Source organism: Belnapia sp. (assembly GCF_059504005.1).
In genome coordinates this window covers 43,617-60,781 of record NZ_JCACHU010000069.1, presented here as the reverse complement: position 1 = coordinate 60,781, position 17,165 = coordinate 43,617, and the positions used below count along the sequence as shown (strand labels likewise).

At 71.4% G+C, this 17,165-nt stretch carries 16 protein-coding genes; 14 read left to right on the top strand and 2 right to left on the bottom strand.

What is annotated here, in order from left to right; all coding sequences use genetic code 11:
- The first annotated feature begins 14 nt into the window (after window positions 1-14).
- Both AC5JJ1_RS10580 and AC5JJ1_RS10575 read left to right on the top strand, forming a co-directional pair.
- Window positions 15-2,333 (top strand): xanthine dehydrogenase family protein molybdopterin-binding subunit, encoded by a 2,319-nt coding sequence (locus tag AC5JJ1_RS10580; RefSeq protein ID WP_495785080.1) that lies wholly within the window; start codon window positions 15-17, stop codon window positions 2,331-2,333.
- On the top strand, window positions 2,330-3,469 hold the full coding sequence (locus AC5JJ1_RS10575) for a 2-methylaconitate cis-trans isomerase PrpF family protein (protein WP_495785079.1): 1,140 nt from the start codon (window positions 2,330-2,332) through the stop codon (window positions 3,467-3,469). Before AC5JJ1_RS10580 ends, AC5JJ1_RS10575 begins: the two co-directional genes overlap by 4 nt.
- On the opposite strand, the gene AC5JJ1_RS10570 is transcribed toward AC5JJ1_RS10575, so the two are convergent.
- Window positions 3,466-4,125, bottom strand: a complete 660-nt coding sequence (locus AC5JJ1_RS10570; protein WP_495785169.1) for a sulfite exporter TauE/SafE family protein — start codon at window positions 4,123-4,125, stop codon at window positions 3,466-3,468. The genes AC5JJ1_RS10575 and AC5JJ1_RS10570 overlap by 4 nt on opposite strands.
- A gap of 171 nt (window positions 4,126-4,296) precedes the next feature.
- On the opposite strand from AC5JJ1_RS10570, the gene AC5JJ1_RS10565 reads away from it, so the two are divergent.
- The 9 genes from AC5JJ1_RS10565 to AC5JJ1_RS10525 all read left to right on the top strand — a co-directional run bounded on the left by AC5JJ1_RS10565 (window position 4,297) and on the right by AC5JJ1_RS10525 (window position 13,530).
- Window positions 4,297-5,343 carry a hydroxyacid dehydrogenase gene (locus AC5JJ1_RS10565; RefSeq protein WP_495785078.1) on the top strand — a complete coding sequence of 349 codons (1,047 nt, stop codon included), beginning with the start codon at window positions 4,297-4,299 and terminating at the stop codon, window positions 5,341-5,343.
- Window positions 5,343-6,773, top strand: a complete 1,431-nt coding sequence (locus AC5JJ1_RS10560) for an amidohydrolase family protein (RefSeq protein WP_495785077.1) — start codon at window positions 5,343-5,345, stop codon at window positions 6,771-6,773. Before AC5JJ1_RS10565 ends, AC5JJ1_RS10560 begins: the two co-directional genes overlap by 1 nt.
- Complete coding sequence (locus tag AC5JJ1_RS10555) at window positions 6,770-7,045, top strand: hypothetical protein (protein ID WP_495785076.1); 276 nt, start codon at window positions 6,770-6,772, stop codon at window positions 7,043-7,045. The genes AC5JJ1_RS10560 and AC5JJ1_RS10555 overlap by 4 nt, the downstream gene beginning before the upstream one ends.
- Complete coding sequence (locus tag AC5JJ1_RS10550) at window positions 7,042-7,992, top strand: CobW family GTP-binding protein (protein ID WP_495785075.1); 951 nt, start codon at window positions 7,042-7,044, stop codon at window positions 7,990-7,992. The genes AC5JJ1_RS10555 and AC5JJ1_RS10550 overlap by 4 nt, the downstream gene beginning before the upstream one ends.
- Before the next feature lie 313 nt (window positions 7,993-8,305).
- The gene (locus AC5JJ1_RS10545) at window positions 8,306-8,872 is read left to right on the top strand and encodes a hypothetical protein (RefSeq protein WP_495785074.1); all 567 of its coding nucleotides are present in this window, start codon (window positions 8,306-8,308) and stop codon (window positions 8,870-8,872) included.
- Between the two features lie 62 nt (window positions 8,873-8,934).
- Window positions 8,935-9,705 carry an SDR family NAD(P)-dependent oxidoreductase gene (locus AC5JJ1_RS10540; protein ID WP_495785073.1) on the top strand — a complete coding sequence of 257 codons (771 nt, stop codon included), beginning with the start codon at window positions 8,935-8,937 and terminating at the stop codon, window positions 9,703-9,705.
- Window positions 9,706-9,716: 11 nt separating this feature from the next.
- A complete protein-coding gene (locus AC5JJ1_RS10535) occupies window positions 9,717-10,925 on the top strand; it encodes an acyl-CoA dehydrogenase family protein (protein WP_495785072.1) in 1,209 nt (402 codons plus the stop codon).
- Window positions 10,918-12,525 (top strand): AMP-binding protein, encoded by a 1,608-nt coding sequence (locus AC5JJ1_RS10530; RefSeq protein WP_495785071.1) that lies wholly within the window; start codon window positions 10,918-10,920, stop codon window positions 12,523-12,525. Before AC5JJ1_RS10535 ends, AC5JJ1_RS10530 begins: the two co-directional genes overlap by 8 nt.
- Window positions 12,526-12,555: 30 nt before the next feature.
- On the top strand, window positions 12,556-13,530 hold the full coding sequence (locus AC5JJ1_RS10525; RefSeq protein WP_495785070.1) for a Bug family tripartite tricarboxylate transporter substrate binding protein: 975 nt from the start codon (window positions 12,556-12,558) through the stop codon (window positions 13,528-13,530).
- A gap of 18 nt (window positions 13,531-13,548) precedes the next feature.
- On the opposite strand, the gene AC5JJ1_RS10520 is transcribed toward AC5JJ1_RS10525, so the two are convergent.
- Complete coding sequence (locus AC5JJ1_RS10520) at window positions 13,549-14,226, bottom strand: DUF1194 domain-containing protein (RefSeq protein WP_495785069.1); 678 nt, start codon at window positions 14,224-14,226, stop codon at window positions 13,549-13,551.
- Between the two features lie 63 nt (window positions 14,227-14,289).
- Between AC5JJ1_RS10520 and AC5JJ1_RS10515 the strand changes: the two genes are divergently transcribed.
- The 3 genes from AC5JJ1_RS10515 to pstS all read left to right on the top strand — a co-directional run bounded on the left by AC5JJ1_RS10515 (window position 14,290) and on the right by pstS (window position 17,133).
- Window positions 14,290-15,108, top strand: coding sequence for an alpha/beta fold hydrolase (locus tag AC5JJ1_RS10515; protein WP_495785068.1), 819 nt, complete (start codon window positions 14,290-14,292; stop codon window positions 15,106-15,108).
- A 27-nt stretch (window positions 15,109-15,135) separates the two neighbouring features.
- Window positions 15,136-15,939, top strand: a complete 804-nt coding sequence (locus AC5JJ1_RS10510; RefSeq protein ID WP_495785067.1) for an enoyl-CoA hydratase-related protein — start codon at window positions 15,136-15,138, stop codon at window positions 15,937-15,939.
- Window positions 15,940-16,083: 144 nt separating this feature from the next.
- On the top strand, window positions 16,084-17,133 hold the full coding sequence (gene pstS / locus AC5JJ1_RS10505; RefSeq protein WP_495785066.1) for a phosphate ABC transporter substrate-binding protein PstS: 1,050 nt from the start codon (window positions 16,084-16,086) through the stop codon (window positions 17,131-17,133).
- The last annotated feature ends 32 nt before the right edge of the window (window positions 17,134-17,165 follow it).

Genomic DNA, 17,165 nt, shown 5'->3' with positions numbered 1-17,165 from the left:
GAGGACGCGCGTCCATGGACAAGTTCGGGATCGGGCAGCCGGTGCGGCGGAAGGAAGATGTGCGGCTGCTGACCGGGCGGGGGACCTATACGGCCGATATCAGCCGGCCCGGGGAGGTCCATGCCTATGTGCTTCGCTCGCCGCATGCGCATGCTCGGATCGTCTCGGTCGATACGGTGGAGGCGTGGTCGGCGCCGGGCGTGCTTGCGGTGCTCACGGGCATGGACGCCGCGAAGGATGGCATCGGGCATTTCCCGGTGATGGTGGAGGTGCCGGGCAAGGGCGGGACCAAGCTGTTCCCGACGCCGCGGGAGATCCTGCAGACGCGGAAGGTGCGCTTCGTCGGCGACCCGGTGGCGCTCGTGGTCGCGGAGACGCGGCAGCAGGCGCAGGACGCGGCCGAGCTGATCGAGGCGGAGTACGACATCCTGCCGAGCGTCACCGAGACGGGCGCGGCGCTGGAGCCGGGGGCGCCGCTGCTCTGGGAGGAGAATGGCAGCAATCTCTGCGTGCTCTGGGACAGCGGGCGGGAGGCGCAGGCCGAGGCGGGGCTGGCGCGGGCGGCGCGGGTGGTCTCGATCGAGCTGGTGAACAACCGCCTGGTCGGCAATCCGATGGAGCCGCGGGTCGCCATCGGCGAGTATGACGCGGCGACGGGGCGGTACACGCTGCACTCGCCGACCCAGGGCGTGATGCGCGTGCAGGACGGGCTGGCGCGGCTGATCCTGAATGTGCCGAAGGAGCAGGTCCGGGTCGTCTCGCCCGATGTCGGCGGCGGCTTCGGGCTGCGCGGGAAGATCCATCCGGAGAGCGGGATGGTGCTCTGGGCGGCCAGGCGGGTCGGGCTGCCGGTGAAGTGGGTGAGCGACCGGAGCGAGACCTTCCTCTGCGACCCGCATGGGCGCGACCATGTGACGCGGGCGCGTATGGGCTTCGATGCGGAGGGGCGGATCACCGGCGTCGCCATCCGCACCTTCGCGGCGATGGGCGCCTATCTGCAGGATTTCGGGCCAAGGGTGCCGACCGTCGCGGGGGCGCGGATCATGGGCACGGTCTACGACATCCAGGCGCTGAATGCGCAGGTGAGCTGCGTCTTCACCAACACCTCGCCGACCGATGCCTATCGCGGGGCGGGGCGGCCGGAACAGGCCTATGTGCTGGAGCGGCTGCTCGACTTGGGCGCGGCGGAGCTCGGGATCGGGCGGGAGGAGATCCGGCGGCGGAACTACATCCGGCCGGAGCAGATCCCCTACGTGAACGTCGTCGGCAATGCGATCGACAGCGGGCTCTTCGCCGAGACCCAGGCGCGGGCCATGGCGCTCGCGGATTGGGACGGCTTCCCGACGCGGCGGGCGCAGGCGTGGGCGCGTGGCCGGCTGCGCGGGATCGGGCTCGGCTATTTCATCGAGGCCTCGGGCGGGCAGCCGAGCGAATGGGCGCGGGTGTGCTTCCAACCGGATGGAACGGTCGCCGTCACCGTCGGCACCTTCAGCCACGGGCAGGGGCATGAGACGGCCTATGCGCAGGTGCTGCACGACCGGCTCGGCGTCGATTTCGACCGGGTGCGGCTGGTACAGGGCGACACCGATGTCGTCGAGGCGGGCAACGGGACCGGCGGGTCGCGCAGCTCGCAGATGGGCGGCGTCGCCGTCGCGCGGGCGGCGGAGCTGGTGGTGGCCAAGGGGCGGCGGCTGGCGGCGCATCTGCTCGAGGCGGCCGTCGACGACGTGGAGTTCGAGGGCGGCGTCTTCCGCGTCGCCGGCACCGACCTCCGCGTCGGCTGGGACCGGGTCTACGAGCTCGCGCAGGACCCGCCGGAGGGCGAGGCGCCGGGGCTCGACGAGCAGCTGCTCTACACGCGCAACACCGAATGCAACTTCCCCAATGGCTGCCATGTGGCTGAGGTGGAGATCGACCCGGAGACCGGGCAGGTCTCGCTCGCGCGTTACGCCGCCGTCGACGATGTGGGCAATGTCATCAACCCGATGCTGGTGCATGGCCAGTCGCATGGCGGGATCATGAGCGGGGTCGGCCAGGCGCTGCTCGAGCACGCGGTCTACGACCGGGAGAGCGGGCAGTTCCTGACGGCGAGCTTCCAGGACTACTGCATGCCGCGTGCCTCCGACGCGCCGGATTTCGAGCTCGGCTTCCATGTGGTGCCCTGCCCGAACAACGACCTCGGGGTGAAGGGCGCGGGCGAAGGCGGGTCCTGCGGGGCGCCGCCCGCGATCGTCTCGGCGGTCTGCGATGCCCTCGGCATCGGGCATATCGACATGCCGGTGACGGCGGAGAAGGTGTGGCGCGTGCTGCAGGGGCAGAAGGTGGCGGCATGACTCAGCGCTTGATTCCGGCGGCCTTCATCCGGGGCGGGTCCTCGAAGGGCGTCTTCTTCCATGCGCGGGACCTGCCGGCGGAGCGGCCTGCGCTCGACCCGATCCTCCTCGCGGTGCTCGGCAGCCCCGACCCCTATGGGCGGCAGCTCGACGGGATGGGGGGCGGCATCTCATCGCTCTCCAAGGCCGTCATCATCGGGCCGCCGACGCATCTGGAGGCGGATGTGGACTACACCTTCGCCCAGGTCGCCGTGGACCGGCCGGCGGTGGACTGGAAGGGGAATTGCGGGAACCTGTCAGCCGCGGTCGGACCCTTCGCCGTCGATGAGGGGCTGCTGGTGCGCGCCGCGGATGGCGAGGCGCTGGTGCGCATCCACCAGGTGAACACGCGGAAGGTCATCCATGCCCGCTTTCCGGTGCGCGACGGCCGCGCCGAGGTGCGGGGCGACTTCGCCATCGCCGGCGTCGCCGGGACCGGGGCGCGGATCAGGCTCGACTTCCTGGCGCCGGGCGGGACGCAGACCGCAGGCCTGTTTCCGACGGGGCGCGTCGCCGACGTGCTGGAGGTCGAGGGCTTCGGCTCGGTCCGGGCGACGCTGATCGATGCGGGCAACCCGGCCGCCTTCATCGATGCGCGGGATGTCGGGATGACGGGCGGCGAGAGCCCGGAGGAGATCGAGGCGCGGGCCGACCTCATGGCGCTGCTCGACCGCATCCGGCGGGTGGCGGGGGTGGCGATGGGCCTCGCCGCGGCGCCGGAGGGGGTGGGGCTGGCGGCGCCGCGCATCGCCCTCGTCGCCGGGCCGCAGCCGGCGTGCACGCTGGACGGAGCGGTGCTCGACCCCGGCTCGCATGACGTGACGGTGCGGATGCTGTCGATGGAGCGGCCGCACCGGGCGGTGCCGATGACCGGCGCGATGGCGCTGGCCGTCGCCTGCCGGGTGGAGGGGAGCATCCCCCATGCGCTGGCCGGGCGCGGCGAGCGGCCGGTGGAGACCCGGGTGGCGCATCCCTCGGGGATGCTGACCGTGGGGGCCGAGGTGGAGCGGCGGCCCGAGGGGTGGCATGCGGAGAGTGCCGTCGTCTTCCGCACCCAGCGGCGGCTGATGCAGGGGGCGGTCGCGGTTCCCGGCTAACCGAGCAGCTTCGGCAGGCTTCCCGCCAGCAGCGCCGCGCCGGAGGCCGCCAGCAGGGCGAGCACGATCCGCTGGAAGCCGACATCGCCCAGCCGGCGATAGGCGGCAGCGCCGAGCAGCGCCGTGGCGATGACGATCGGCAGCATCACCGGGAACAGCCAGGCCGCGCGGGCGGAGACGGTGCCGGTCAGCAGATAGCCGGCCATCGTTGCGACATGCATCGTCAGGAAGACGAGCTGGAAGACGCCCCGCTGCGTCGCCCGGTCCCAGCCGCGGAGGACGCACCAGAGGGTCGGGATCGGCCCGGGCAGGCCGCCGAGCCCGCCCATCACCCCTCCGAGGAAGCCGGCGACGCCGTCCGCGGCGGGCCCGCCATAGGTGACGCGGGGCAGCCGTGCGGCCAGCAGCATGGCCGGGCACCAGAGGATCAGCAGCGCGCCTAGCCCGGCCTGGAAGAGGCGCGGGTCGACCATCGGCAGCAGAAGCACGCCGACCGGCACGCCGGGCAGCCCGCCCAGGATGAAGGGGATGGCGCGGGGGATGGCGGAGAGCTTCAGCAGGCGCAGGCCCATGGCCTGGCCAACCAGCGAGCAGAAGACGACGAGCGGGCCGGCGACCGCAGGCTCCAGCGACCAGGACCAGAAGGCCATCGCCACCAGGCCGAAGGCAAAGCCGGAGACGCCCTGGATGAAGCCGGCCAACGCGCCGCCGAGCACCACGATGGCTATCCCGAATGTCACGCCGCCGTCCCCGGACAGGTCAGGGGCGGGTTTTCGCCCGGGGCGGCGGGGGATACAACCGGGGCAAGCACCATCAAGGGAAACGCCATGCGCCGCTTCCGTGTCGGCTACCTCTCCCACCTGCCGCACCAGGCCTTTCTCGAAACCGCCGCCGGCTGCGCGGCGCTGGAGCTGGTGCGGATCCCGCTCGACCAGCCGGAGGAGGATGTGCTGGCGGCGCTGGCCGGGATGGACGGGTATTACTGCATGGCCTCGCGGGATGAGCTGCCGCTGCGCTTCCATGTCACCGATGAGCTGCTGGCGGCGCTGCCGCGGCTGCTGATGGTCGGCAGCACGGGGGCGGGCTACGACACGGTCGACTCCGCCGCCTGCACGCGGGCGGGGGTGCTGCTGGTCAACCAGGCGGGCGGCAATGCGGAGGGAGTCGCGGAGCACGCGGTCGGCATGATGCTGGCGCTGCTGAAGCGCATGCCGGAGGCGCAGGCGGCGATGCGGACCGGGCGGGCGCAGAGGCGCGAGGCGCTGATGGGGCGGGAACTGCGCGGGCGCACGGTCGGGCTGGTCGGCATCGGCCATGTCGGGACGCGGGTCGCCGAGATCGTCCGGCTCGCCTTCGGCTGCACGGTGCTGGCCTGCGACCCCTATCTCGATGCGGAGACGGTCGCGGCACGGGGCGCGAGGAAGGTGGCGATGGAGGAGCTGCTCGCGGAGAGCGACGTCGTCAGCCTGCACCTGCCGCTCTCGGGCGAAAGCCGGGGGTTAATGGATGCCGGAAGCTTCGCGCGCATGAAGCGGGGCGCCATCTTCGTCACCACGGCGCGCGGGCATATCCATGACGAGCCGGCCCTCGCCGAGGCGCTGGCCTCCGGGCACCTGGCCGGTGCCGGTCTCGATGTCTGGGCGCAGGAGCCGCCGCCGCCCTCGCATCCGCTGCTGCAGATGGATAATGTCATCCTCACCCAGCACACCGCGGGCGTCACGCAGGAGAGCCGGGCGAACATCACCCGCATCGCGGCGCTCGCCTTCGCCGATGCGGCCGAGGGGCGCCTGCCGCCGCGGGTCATCAATCCGGATGTGGTGCCGCGCTACCTGGAGCGGCGGGCGCAGGTCTTCGGCGGCGAGGGAGGGCGGTGATGATCGATCTTGTCATCAGCGGGGATTGCGTCGTCACCCCGCATGCGGTCGGCGCAGCGGATGTGGCGATCGGGGGCGGCAAGGTCGTCGCCGTGGCCGAGCGGGGCGGCTTTCCGGTGCCGGAGGGAGTGAGGGTCGTCGATGCCACGGGCAAGATCGTCATGCCGGGCGGGATCGACCCGCATACCCATTGCCTCTGGCCGGTGGTGGTGCCGGATGGGGCGCCGACTCTGACCCAGGGACCCTCGGTCGTTGGCAAGGCCGCGCTGTTCGGCGGGACGACGACGATCATCGACTTCACCCGCTGGATGCACGGCAAGACCGTCCACGGCGCGATCGAGGAGCGGATGGCGGCCTGGCGCGCGGATGGCTGCGCCTGCGACTGGGCGCTGCACACGATGGTGGAGGGCGACCTGCCGCCCGAGGTGCCTGGGCAGCTCGCCGAGGCGATCGAGGCGGGGCATGCGACGGTGAAGATCTTCACCACCGACATCACCCCGAGCCGCAAGGGGCGGATGGTCGATTTCGGCGACATTTGGGAGGTCTTCCAGGTGCTCGCGCGGAAGGGTGGGCTCGGCGTCATCCATGCCGAGGACAACGACATCGTCATGCACATGTACGCGAAGCTCTTCCGCGAGGGCCGCGCGGGCTTCGAGAACATGGCGGAGGTGCACAACACGCTGTCGGAGGACCTCTCCTTCCGCCGCGTGCTGCGGCTGGCGGAGAAGGTGCCGGGGACGGCGCTCTACATGCTGCACGTCTCCGCCGCCGACGGCGTGCGGGCGATCCGTGAGGCGCGGGCGCGCGACCAGCCGGCCTATGGCGAGAGCCTGCACCAGTACATGCTCTACACGCAGGAGGACTACCGGCGGCCGAACGGGCAGATGTACCACACCTATCCCTCGCTGAAGTCGCAGGCGGACCAGGACGAGCTGTGGCGCGGGGCGATGGACGGGACGATCAGCTGCATCGCCACCGACGAGCTCTGCTGCTCGCTGGCGGTGAAGACGCAAGGGCGGCGGATCGACGACACCACCGGTGGCAATTCGGGCGTCGAGCCGCGGGTGGCGGTGATGTATTCGGAGATGGTGGGCAAGCGCGGCTTCTCGCTTCGGCAGTTCGTCGATGCCGTCTCGACCAATGCGGCGCGGATCATGGGGATGTATCCGCGCAAGGGAGCGATCGCGCCCGGGGCGGATGCCGACATTTGCATCCTCGACTCGGCGCTGCGGCGCGAGGTCCGGGCCGAGGCGATGCATGAGAGCGACTACTCGCCCTGGGAGGGTCGCCAGGTGGATGCCTGGCCGGCCATGACCATCCTGCGCGGCAAGATCGTCGTCGAGGGCGAGCGCTGGCTGGGCGACGACCGGGGCGGCGAATGGATCCCGCGCCGCATTCCCGAGGAGATCAGGGCCGGCGCCGCGCTGTGACGCCGCCGGAACTGCGTGACCTGGTGGCGGATGCGCTGGCGCTGTGGGAGGTGCCGGGGCGTGTCGCCATCGCCGAGGGGGGCGTGGCTCTGGAGGCGCACGGGCTGCGCGTCACGGCGGCGGCCGGGGAGGATGCGCCGATCCGCTGGTGGATCGAGCGGGCGGGGCAGCGGCGGCCATGCACCTCTGTCTCCGGGCTGCTGCGCGGGCTGCGCAATGCGGTCGGCGCCGGCGAGGGCGAGGCGCGCCGGCTGCGCGTGGCCGGGGCGTGATCCCGGTCTCCGTCGTCACCGGCTTCCTCGGGGCGGGGAAGACGACGCTGCTGCGGCAGGTGCTGCGCGACCCGGCCTGGGCGGACAGCGCCGTGATCGTCAACGAGTTCGGCGAGGTGGCGCTCGACCATGAGCTGCTGGCGGCGAGCGAGGAGGTGCTGGTCAATGTCTCGACCGGCTGCCTCTGTTGCCTGGTGCGGACCGATCTCGGCACGACGCTGATGGACCTCGCCCGGCGCCGGGCGGCAGGGGAGGTCCCGGCCTATCGGCGCGTGCTGGTGGAGACCTCGGGCCTCGCCGATCCGGCGCCGATCCTGCACGCGCTGATGACGGAGGCGCCGGTCGCCGAGACGCATCGGCTGCAGGCGTTGGTGACGCTGGTGGATGCGCTGGTCGGGCCGGCGGTGCTGGAGCGGCATCCGGAGGCGCGGCGGCAGGTGATGCTGGCGGACCGGGTGCTGGTGACGAAGCCCGATCTCGGCGATGCGGCGGCGGTGGAGCGGGCGGTGCATGGGTTGCAGCCGGGCCTCCCGCTGCGGGCGGCGGCGCGTGGGGCGGTGGAGCCGGGCTGGCTCTTCGCACCGGGCGATCCGGCGGTGCCGAAGGATGCTCAGGCCGTGCACAGCAAGGGCGTCGGCAGCATCGTCATCGAGCGGGAGGCGCCGGTGCCGGCGCTGGCGCTCACCCTCTGGATGCAGGCGCTGGCGGAGCATTCAGGAGCGAAGCTGCTGCGGCTGAAGGGGCTGGTGGCGCTGGCGGAGGAGCCGGCGCGGCCGATGGTGGTGCATGCCATCCAACATGTGGTGCATCCGCCGGAATGGCTGCCGGCCTGGCCCGGCGGCGACAGGCGGACGCGCGTCGTCCTGATCGGCCAGGGCATTCCGCAGCATTTTCCGGCGCGGCTGCTGGCGGCGATCGAGGCGGAGGTCAGCGCGGCGCGGCCGTGACCTCCGCCTCCCAGGCGAAGGCGCCTCGGCGGGCGACGGCGCAGGCGGCAGGCAACGGTTCGTCGGAGCGGCAGGCCAGGCTTTCCGGGTCGGCTTCGGCCCGCCTGCGTTCCGGGCCGGCGCCCCGGCCGGGACCCCTGCCCACCTCGCCGCTGTCCGGCCGCAAGCGGCTGCCGCAATCAAACCGGCTGCGATACCTGCATGGATGCGGCGACGGCCGGCCGGCAGCCACAACCGGTGGTCGACAAAGAGCCCTGATAATTCGTATATGACAATAGTCAGGTGAAGGACGAAGCCAGGCAGGGAGGCCCGCATGTCGATCGTACGCCCCTATACCGAGGAAGAGGTCGCCGGCATCCTGAAGAAGAGCGAGGATGTCGCAGTCCAGGGACAGGGTGCCGCGACGGGACATGCGGAAGGCCTGCACGAGCTCCGGGCAGTCGGCCGCAACCGGCAGAGCACCACGGTGACGGCGCTGCTGAACCGGGCGACTTGGCAGCACAAGACGACCGTCAGCGCCTTCGACGGCTCCCAGGTGGAGGCGGTGACGCGGGCGCTCAACAGCGGCGCGGGCCAGGCGACGCTCACCTACCTCAACAATGACGTCGTGGCCTTTGTCTTCGCCACGATCATCCTCAACCCGGCCAACCTTGCCATGAAATACGTCCGGGCGGAGACCTCCTTCCTGGAAGGGATGCGGATCACCGAGAATTTCGGCATCAGCACAGGTACGGTCGGGGCGGTGTCGATGAAGCTGATCCGCGTCGACAGGAACAGCATCCATATCCGGACCGCCTTTCCGCTGCTGAACGCGGCGGCGAGCACCTGCGAGATCACCTACAGCAACGGAGTGGACCAGCGGCAGACGCTGCCTGCCTGAGCCTGCCGCCTTGCTCCCTCCCCTTCCCCGGTGGTCAAGTGCGGGGAAGCGGGAGGGATGGGATGGTCGATCCGCGAGGATTGTTCGGGCTGGAAGGCTCGGTCGCCCTGGTGACGGGCGCCTCGGGGGCGCTCGGGGCGCATTTCGCCCGGGTGCTGCATGGGGCGGGGGCGCGGGTGGCGCTGGCCGCGCGGCGGGTGGAGGCGCTGGAGGCACTGGCCGGGGAGCTCGGCGCCCGAGCGGTCGCGGTGCCGCTCGACGTCGCAAGGCCTGACAGCATCGCCGCCTGCTTCGATGCGGCCGAGCGGGCCTTCGGCCTGGCGCCGGATGTGGTCGTCAACAATGCGGGGATCGCGGTCTCGAAGCCGGCCCTGCAGCAGACGCCGGAGGATTGGGACGGCGTGCTCGACGTCAACCTGCGCGGCTGCTTCCTCGTCGCGACCGAGGCGGGGCGCCGGCTCGTTGCGGCGGCGCGCGGCGGGGCGATCGTCAACATCGCGTCCATCGGGGGCTTGCGCATCCTGCAGGGCGTCGTCGGCTATACCGCCTCCAAGGCGGGGCTGGTGCAGATGACGAAGCAGCTCGCCGTCGAATGGGCCCGGTACGGCATCCGGGTGAACGCGCTGTGCCCCGGCTATGTCGAGACGCCGATCAACCGGGCATTCTTCGCCTCAGAGGCGGGCCAGGCGGTGGTGAAGCGGGTGCCGCAGAGGCGGCTCGGCGCGCCGGAGGACCTTACCGGCCCGCTTCTCCTGCTCGCCTCGAAGGCGGGGGCCCATATGACGGGCGCCGCGCTGGTCGTCGATGGCGGGCATTCGGTCAACGCTCTGTAGGATCAGCCAAGATGGATTTCAGCCTGTCTCCCGAGGTCGAGGCGACCCGCGCGCGCATTCGCGAATTCGTCGAGCAGCGGATCATCCCGCTGGAGGCCGACCCGGCCAGCTACGACGAGCACGAGAACATCGCCCGGCCGTTGCTGGAGCGGCTCAGGGCGCAGGCGAAGGCCGAAGGGCTCTGGGCGCTCGGCATGCCCAGGGAGCGGGGCGGCGGCGGCTTCCCAATGGTGGCGCTGGCGGCCTTCTATGAGGAGATGAACCGCAGCATCTTCGGCCCCGTCGTCTTCCATGGCGCCGCACCCGATGACGGCAACATGCGCGTGCTGAACATGGTGGGGACGGAGGCGCAGAAGGAGCGCTGGCTGCAGCCCATCATCGACGGCCGCGTGCAGTCGAGCTTCGCCATGACCGAGCCGGACGGCTGCGGCAGCGACCCCTCCATGACCTATACGAAGGCCGAGCGGCGCGGGAACGACCGTTGGGTCATCACCGGGCGGAAGCACTACATCACCGGCGCCGAGACCGCGAAGCACTTCATCCTGATGGCACGGACCTCGGATGATGACCGCACCGGGCTCACCGCCTTCCTCTTCCATGCCGACCAGCCGGGATGGCGGATCCTGCGGCGCATCCCGATCATGGGGCCGGAGGAGCATGGCGGGCATTGCGAGCTGGAATTCGACGGGCTCGAAGTGGCTGACGAGAACGTGCTGATGGGGGTCGGCGACGGGCTGCGGGTGACGCAGATCCGCCTCGGGCCGGCGCGCCTCACCCATTGCATGCGCTGGTCGGGGATGGGGCGGCGCGCACTCGAGATCGCCATGGCACATATCGAGCAGCGCAGCAGCTTCGGCACCAGGCTCGTCGAGAAGGAGGCGGTCCAGCAGCTCGTCGGCCAGGCGGCGATGGAGCTCGACATCGGCCGGCTCCTGACCATGCGGGCGGCCTGGCTACTCGACCAGGGCAGCCTGGCGCGCAAGGAGGTCTCGATGGCGAAGGTCGTCGTCGCCGACGCGCTGCACAAGGCGGTCGACACCTCGCTGCAGCTGCTCGGGGCGCGCGGGTACTCGAAGGATACCCCGGTCGAGTGGATGTACCGCTATGCGCGGCAGGCGCGGCTCGTCGACGGGGCGAGCGAGGTGCACCGGATGGTGCTGGCGAACTTCCTGAGGCGGCAGGGCAAGGACTTCTTCAAGTGGGGGGCCGATCGTGGATGACGGCGACCTGCCGAGGCTGGCGGCCAACCATGTCCCACTCTCGCCCATCTCCTTCCTGCTGCGGGCGGCGCGGGTCTATCCCGGGAGGGTGGCCGTCATCCATGGGCGGCGGCGGACGACCTATGCGGAGATGGCGGCGCGGTGCCGGCGGCTGGCCTCGGCGCTGAGGCGGGCGGGGATCGGCACGGGGGATGTCGTCGCGGTGCTGGCGCCGAACACGCCGGAGATGCTGGAGGCGCATTACGGCGTGCCTATGGCGGGCGCGGTGCTGCTGACGATCAACATCCGGCTGGATGCGGCGGCGATCGGCTTCATCCTGCGGCATGCGGGGGCGAAGCTGCTGCTGGTGGACCGGGAGTCCACCAGGGTGGCGCGAGGGGCGGTGCCGGAGGGCATGACCGTCGTCGACATCGCCGACAGCGAGGCGCCGGAGGGCGAGGCCCTGGGCGCGGTGGAGTACGAGGCCTTCCTTGGGACCGGGGATGCGGCGGAGCCGATCCGGATGCCGGAGGATGAGTGGGAGGCGATCAGCCTGTCCTACACCTCGGGCACGACGGGCAACCCGAAGGGCGTCGTCGCACATCATCGTGGCGCCTATCTCAATGCGGCGGCCAATGCCCTGGCCTTCGAGCTCACGCCGCGGAGCGTCTATCTCTGGACGCTGCCGATGTTCCACTGCAACGGCTGGACCTATACCTGGGCCGTCACCTTGCAGGGCGGCACGCATGTCTGCCTCCGCAGGGTCGAGCCGGGGGCGATCTTCGCCGCCATCGCCGAGCATGGCGTGACCCATATGTGCGCGGCGCCCGTGGTGCTGACCATGCTGATCCATGCGCCGGAGGCGGCGAAGCGGGCGCTGCAGGGAAAGGTCGCGATCGCCACGGGCGGCGCGGCGCCGCCCTCCCCCGTCATCGCCGGGATGGAGGGGATGGGCTTCTCGGTCACGCATCTCTACGGGCTGACGGAGTGCTACGGGCCGGCGACCATCTGCCTGTGGCAGCCGGGGCTGGAGGACATGCCGCTCGGCGAGAAGGCCGCCTTCATGGCGCGGCAGGGCGTCAACCACCCGATGCTGGAGGAGGCGGCGGTGATCGACCCTGCCTCGATGCGGCCGGTGCCGGCGGATGGCAGCACGCTCGGCGAGGTGATGCTGCGCGGCAACACGGTGATGAAGGGCTACCTGCGCAACCCAGAGGCCAACAGCGAGGCCTTCGCCGGCGGGTGGTTCCATACCGGCGATCTCGGCGTGATGCATGCCGACGGCTATATCGAGGTGAAGGACCGGGCCAAGGACATCGTCATCTCCGGCGGCGAGAACATCTCGACGCTGGAGGTGGAGGAGGTGCTCTACGCCCATCCCGCCATCATGGAGGCGGCCGTCGTCGCCGCGCCCGACCCGAAATGGGGCGAGGTGCCGCATGCCTTCGTCACGCCGCGGCCGGGCGTCGCGCCGCCCTCGGAGGCGGAGGTGATCGCCTGGTGCCGCGAGAGGCTGGCACATTTCAAATGCCCCAAGCGGGTGAGCTTCGGGCCGCTGCCGAAGACCTCGACGGGCAAAATCCAGAAATTCGAACTGCGCGGCCGGCTGCGGGGCGTGTAGCCTTCCCGGAACAACCGGGAGGACACGCCCATGACCATCCTGCGGAGGGGGCTGCTCGCGGCCCCTGCCCTGCTCGCCCCTCTGCCCGCCTTCAGGGCGCGGGCGGAGACCTGGCCGGACCGGCCGGTGCGCATCCTGGTGCCCTACACCCCGGGCGCCATCAACGACACGCTGGCGCGGCTGGTCGGCGAGCGGATGATGGATGCGGTCGGGCAGCTCGGCGTCGTCGAGAACCGGCCGGGGGCGAGCGGCTCGCTCGCCATCGCGGCGACCGCGCAGGCGGCGGACAACTACACCATCTGCGTCGCCAATACGGCGAACCTCACCATGAACCCCTTCCTCTTCGCCAATACCGGCTACGACCCGACCAAGGACATCGCGCCGCTCTGCGTCACGACCCGGCTGATGAACTGCCTGGCGGTGCGGACGGAGAGCGGGATCGGCTCGCTGGCCGAGCTGATGGCGAGGGCCAAGGCGCAGCCAGGGAAGCTGAGCTATGCGAGCTCCGGCGCCGGCAGCAGCCCGCATCTGGCGGCGGAGCTGTTCCGCGTGCAGGCGGGGATCGAGCTGGTGCACGTGCCCTATCGCGGCAGCGCGCCGGGCATCGCCGACCTGCTTGGCGGGCGCGTCGACATGACGATCGACAACCTGCCGAACGTGCTGCCGCATGTGCAGGGCGGGCGGCTGAAGGCGCTCGCCGTGACGGGAAGCGAGCGGGACCCGACCCTGCCGGACGTGCCGACCTTCGCCGAGGCCGGGCTGCCGGGCTACGAGGTCTATGTGTGGTTCGGCTTCATCGGGCCTGCGGCGATGCCGCAGGCGGTCAGGGACCGGCTCTCGGCAGCGATCATCGGCATCGTGCAGGGGGCGGAGACGGCGGAGAAGATCCGCCGGGCGGGGGCCACGGTCTGGGTGCAGGATCAGGCGCAGATGGCGGCGCTGATCCGGAGCGAGCTTGGGAAGTGGGGCGGGGTGATCCGGGCGGCGAATCTGCGCCTGGAATAGGCTGGCCGGCGGGCCGCGTCAGGCGATCTCGCGGATCAGCTTGGCGCGAAGCGCGCGGGCGATGTCGCGGCGGTCCTCGGCCGTCACCACGAATGCGCCGGGGCCGCCGATGACCTCGCGGCGGTAGGTCTCGGCCAGCGGCTCGCCGGCGCGGGTGACCTGGCCGGCGGCGGCGACGGCGAGCGCGTTCACGGTGATGCCGGCCGCGGCGGCGGCGTCGCGGGCGGTCGCGGCGGGGATGTGCGAACGGAGGTCGGGCCCGTCGCCCGAGAGGTCGATGACGCGCTCGGCGGCCTGGAAGGGCGCCGCGGCGATCAGGCGGGTGCAGTGAGCGAGCGCGTCGCCGATGGCGTTCCAGCTCTGCGGGCTGCGGGGGGCGCGGAGGATGGCCTCGGCGAGGGCGATGGCCGAGGGGCCGTCGGCGAGGCGCATCCACTCCACCACCGTTGCGGCGCCGGCGGGCGAGCCCCACTCCACCATGGCGACGGCGATGGCGCCGCGCGGCTTGCCGCGGATGGCGGCGAGGACGGCCGGATGGGTCAGCGCCTCGGCATAGCCCTCGCGCTGGAGCTGGAACTCGTCGGGGTCGATGGAGCCGGAGGCGTCGACGGCGAGCGCGAGAAGGAGGTCGACCTCCGAGGGCTGGGCGACGGCGGGGGAGGCGGCGAGGCTGGCGAGGAGGTGGCGGCGGCGCATCGAGGCTCCTTGCAGGGAAGGATCGGGGCCCGCATCCTCGGCGGGAGGATTGGGAGGGAAGCGATGCCGAGCCTGACGGTCAATGGGCATGAGATGGCCTATGCGGAGGCCGGGAGCGGCACGCCGGTGGTGCTGGTGCACGGTTCGCTCAACGACTACCGCTACTGGGCGCCCCAGATGGAGCCGTTCGGGGCGCGCTTCCGCACCCTCGCGCCGAGCCTCCGGCACTACTGGCCGGAGCGGTGGGACGGCGTCGGCGAGACCTTCAAGATCGACCGGCATGTCGAGGACGTGGCGGGGTTCATCAGGGCGCTCGGCGCGGGGAAGGTGGACCTGGTCGGGCATTCGCGGGGCGGGCACATCGCCTTCCGCGTGGCGGAGCGGCATCCCGGGCTGGTCGGGCGGCTGGTGCTGGCGGAGCCGGGGGGCGAGCTGGATGAGAGCCTCGGCGGCGCGCCGGGCGGGGCGGGCAAGCAGGCGGCCGCCTTCGCCGCAGCGGCCGAACTGCTGAAGGCCGGCGACACCGAGGGGGCGATGCGGCGCTTCGCCGAGCATACCGGCGGGCCGGGGGCCTGGGAGCGGCGCAGCGCGGCCCGCAAGGCGATGAACCTCGACAACGCGCAGACGCTGCTCGGGCAGATCGACGAGCGGCGGCGCCCCTTCGGGCGGGCGGCGGCGGAGGCGATCCGCCTGCCCACCCTGCTGGTGAACGGGGCGCAGACGCAGCCGCAGTTCATTGCCATCATCGAGGCGCTGGAGCGGGTGATGGCGGATGCGCGGCGGGTGGTCATCCCCGATGCGGCGCATGGGATGAGCAGCGACAACCCGGCCGCCTTCAACGCCGCGGTGCTGGATTTCCTCGGCCAGCCGGCGGTGTCCTAGGGGGCGCCGAGCAGGGGAGGAAGGATCATGGCGGAAGCGCCCGTCCTGCTCGCGCGTGATGGCCGCGGCATCGTCACTGCGACGCTCAACCGGCCGCATCGGGGCAATGCCTATGATGCCGCTCTGCTGACCGGGCTGACCAAGGCGCTGGAGGCGCTGGCCGGGGACCAGGAGGTCCGGGCGCTTGTGCTGCGTGGTGCGGGGCGTCATTTCGCGGCCGGGGCGGATCTCGGCTGGCTGGCCGAGGTAGCCGGCTACCCGCCGGAGGCGGCCTTCCAGGCCTCGCTGGCGACGACGCGGGCCATGCACCTGCTCAACGAGTTCCCGCGCCCGACCCTCGCCCTGGTGCAGGGGGCGGCCTTCGGCGGCGGCTGCGGCTTGGTCTGCTGCGTCGACGTGGCGCTCGCGGTGCCCGAGGCGGTCTTCGGCCTGACCGAGGTGCGGGTCGGCGTCGCCCCGACGCCGATCTCCCCGCAGATGGTCCAGGCCATGGGGCTGCGGCAGGCGCGACGCTACGCCGTCACCGGCGAGCGGTTCGACGCCGCCGAGGCGCTCAGGATCGGCCTGGTGCACGAGGTGGTGGCGGCGGAGGCAATCGAGGCGCGGCTGGAGGCGATCCTCGGCGAGGTGCTGCGGGCGGCGCCCGGGGCGGCGGCGGTGGCGAAGAGCAGCCTGCTCGGCGCCAGCGGGGCGACGCTCGATGCGCGGACGATGGCGCTGCTGGCGCATGAGGGCTGGGTTCAGCGCGCCTCGGCCGAGGGGCGGGAGGGGCTTGCGGCGTTCCGCGAGAAGCGTCTCCCGGACTGGGCGCGATCCGCCGGGATCGTATAGTGTGTACCGGATGACTGGCGCAATCGTCCGATGACTGTCATCGAAGCTTCATCCAACGGCAATCGCTTCGTCTTATGGGGACACTAGGAAGGCGCCGCCACCGGGGCCACAGAGTCCCGGCGAACCAACCGTGGAGAGACCCTCGTGCAACGTCGCCAACTCCTGGCCACGGCCAGCCTGCTCGCCGCCGGCACCGCTTTCGGCGGCCGCGCCCTTGCCCAGGGTGGCCAAATCACCGGCGCCGGGGCAACCTTCCCCAACCCGGTCTACCAGAAATGGGCCGAGGCGGCGCGCGGCGCGACCGGCATCACGGTGAACTACCAGTCGGTCGGCTCGGGCGCGGGCATCAACCAGATCCGCAACCGTACTGTGGATTTCGGCGCCTCCGACGCACCGCTGACCTCGCAGCAGCTGACGGAAGCGAACCTGCTCCAGTTCCCCTCCGTGATGGGCAGCCTCGTCGCCATCGTGAACATCCCGGGCCTTGAGGACGGGCAGCTCAAGCTGACCGGCGAGCTGCTGGCCGACATCTATCTCGGCAAGATCATCAAGTGGAACGACTCGAAGCTGGTCGAGCTGAACCGCGACGTCACCCTGCCGAACCTTGCCATCGCGCCGGTCTACCGGGCCGATGGCTCGGGCACGACCTTTGTCTGGGTCTCCTACCTCTCGGCGGTGTCGCCGGAATGGAAGGAGAAGGTGGGCATCGGCACCTCCGTCCGCTTCCCCTCCGGCACCGGGGCGCGCGGCAATGAGGGCGTGGCCGGCACGGTGAAGAACATCCGCGGCGCCATCGGCTATGTCGAGAACGCCTATGCGGTCTCGAACAAGCTGATCACCACCCAGATCCGCAACAAGGCCGGGCAGTTCGTGAAGCCGACGCAGGAGGCCTTCATCGCCGCGGCGCAGAGTGCCGACTGGGATGCGCCGGGCATGGCCGCCAGCCTGATCGACCAGAACGGCGCCACCTCCTGGCCGATCGTCTCGCCGACCTTCATCCTGCTGCCGAAGAACCCGGCCGATGCGGAGCGCAGCCGCAACGTGATGAAGTTCTTCGATTGGGCTTACGGCAATGGCGGGCAGCTGGCCTCCCAGCTCGACTACATCCCGCTGCCGAAGCCGGTACAGGACAAGATCCGCGCCGCCTGGAAGTCCGAGATCAAGGTGAACGGCCAGCCGGTCTGGAACGGCTGACCCGGGACCATCGGAGGAGCGGCGCGTGTCGC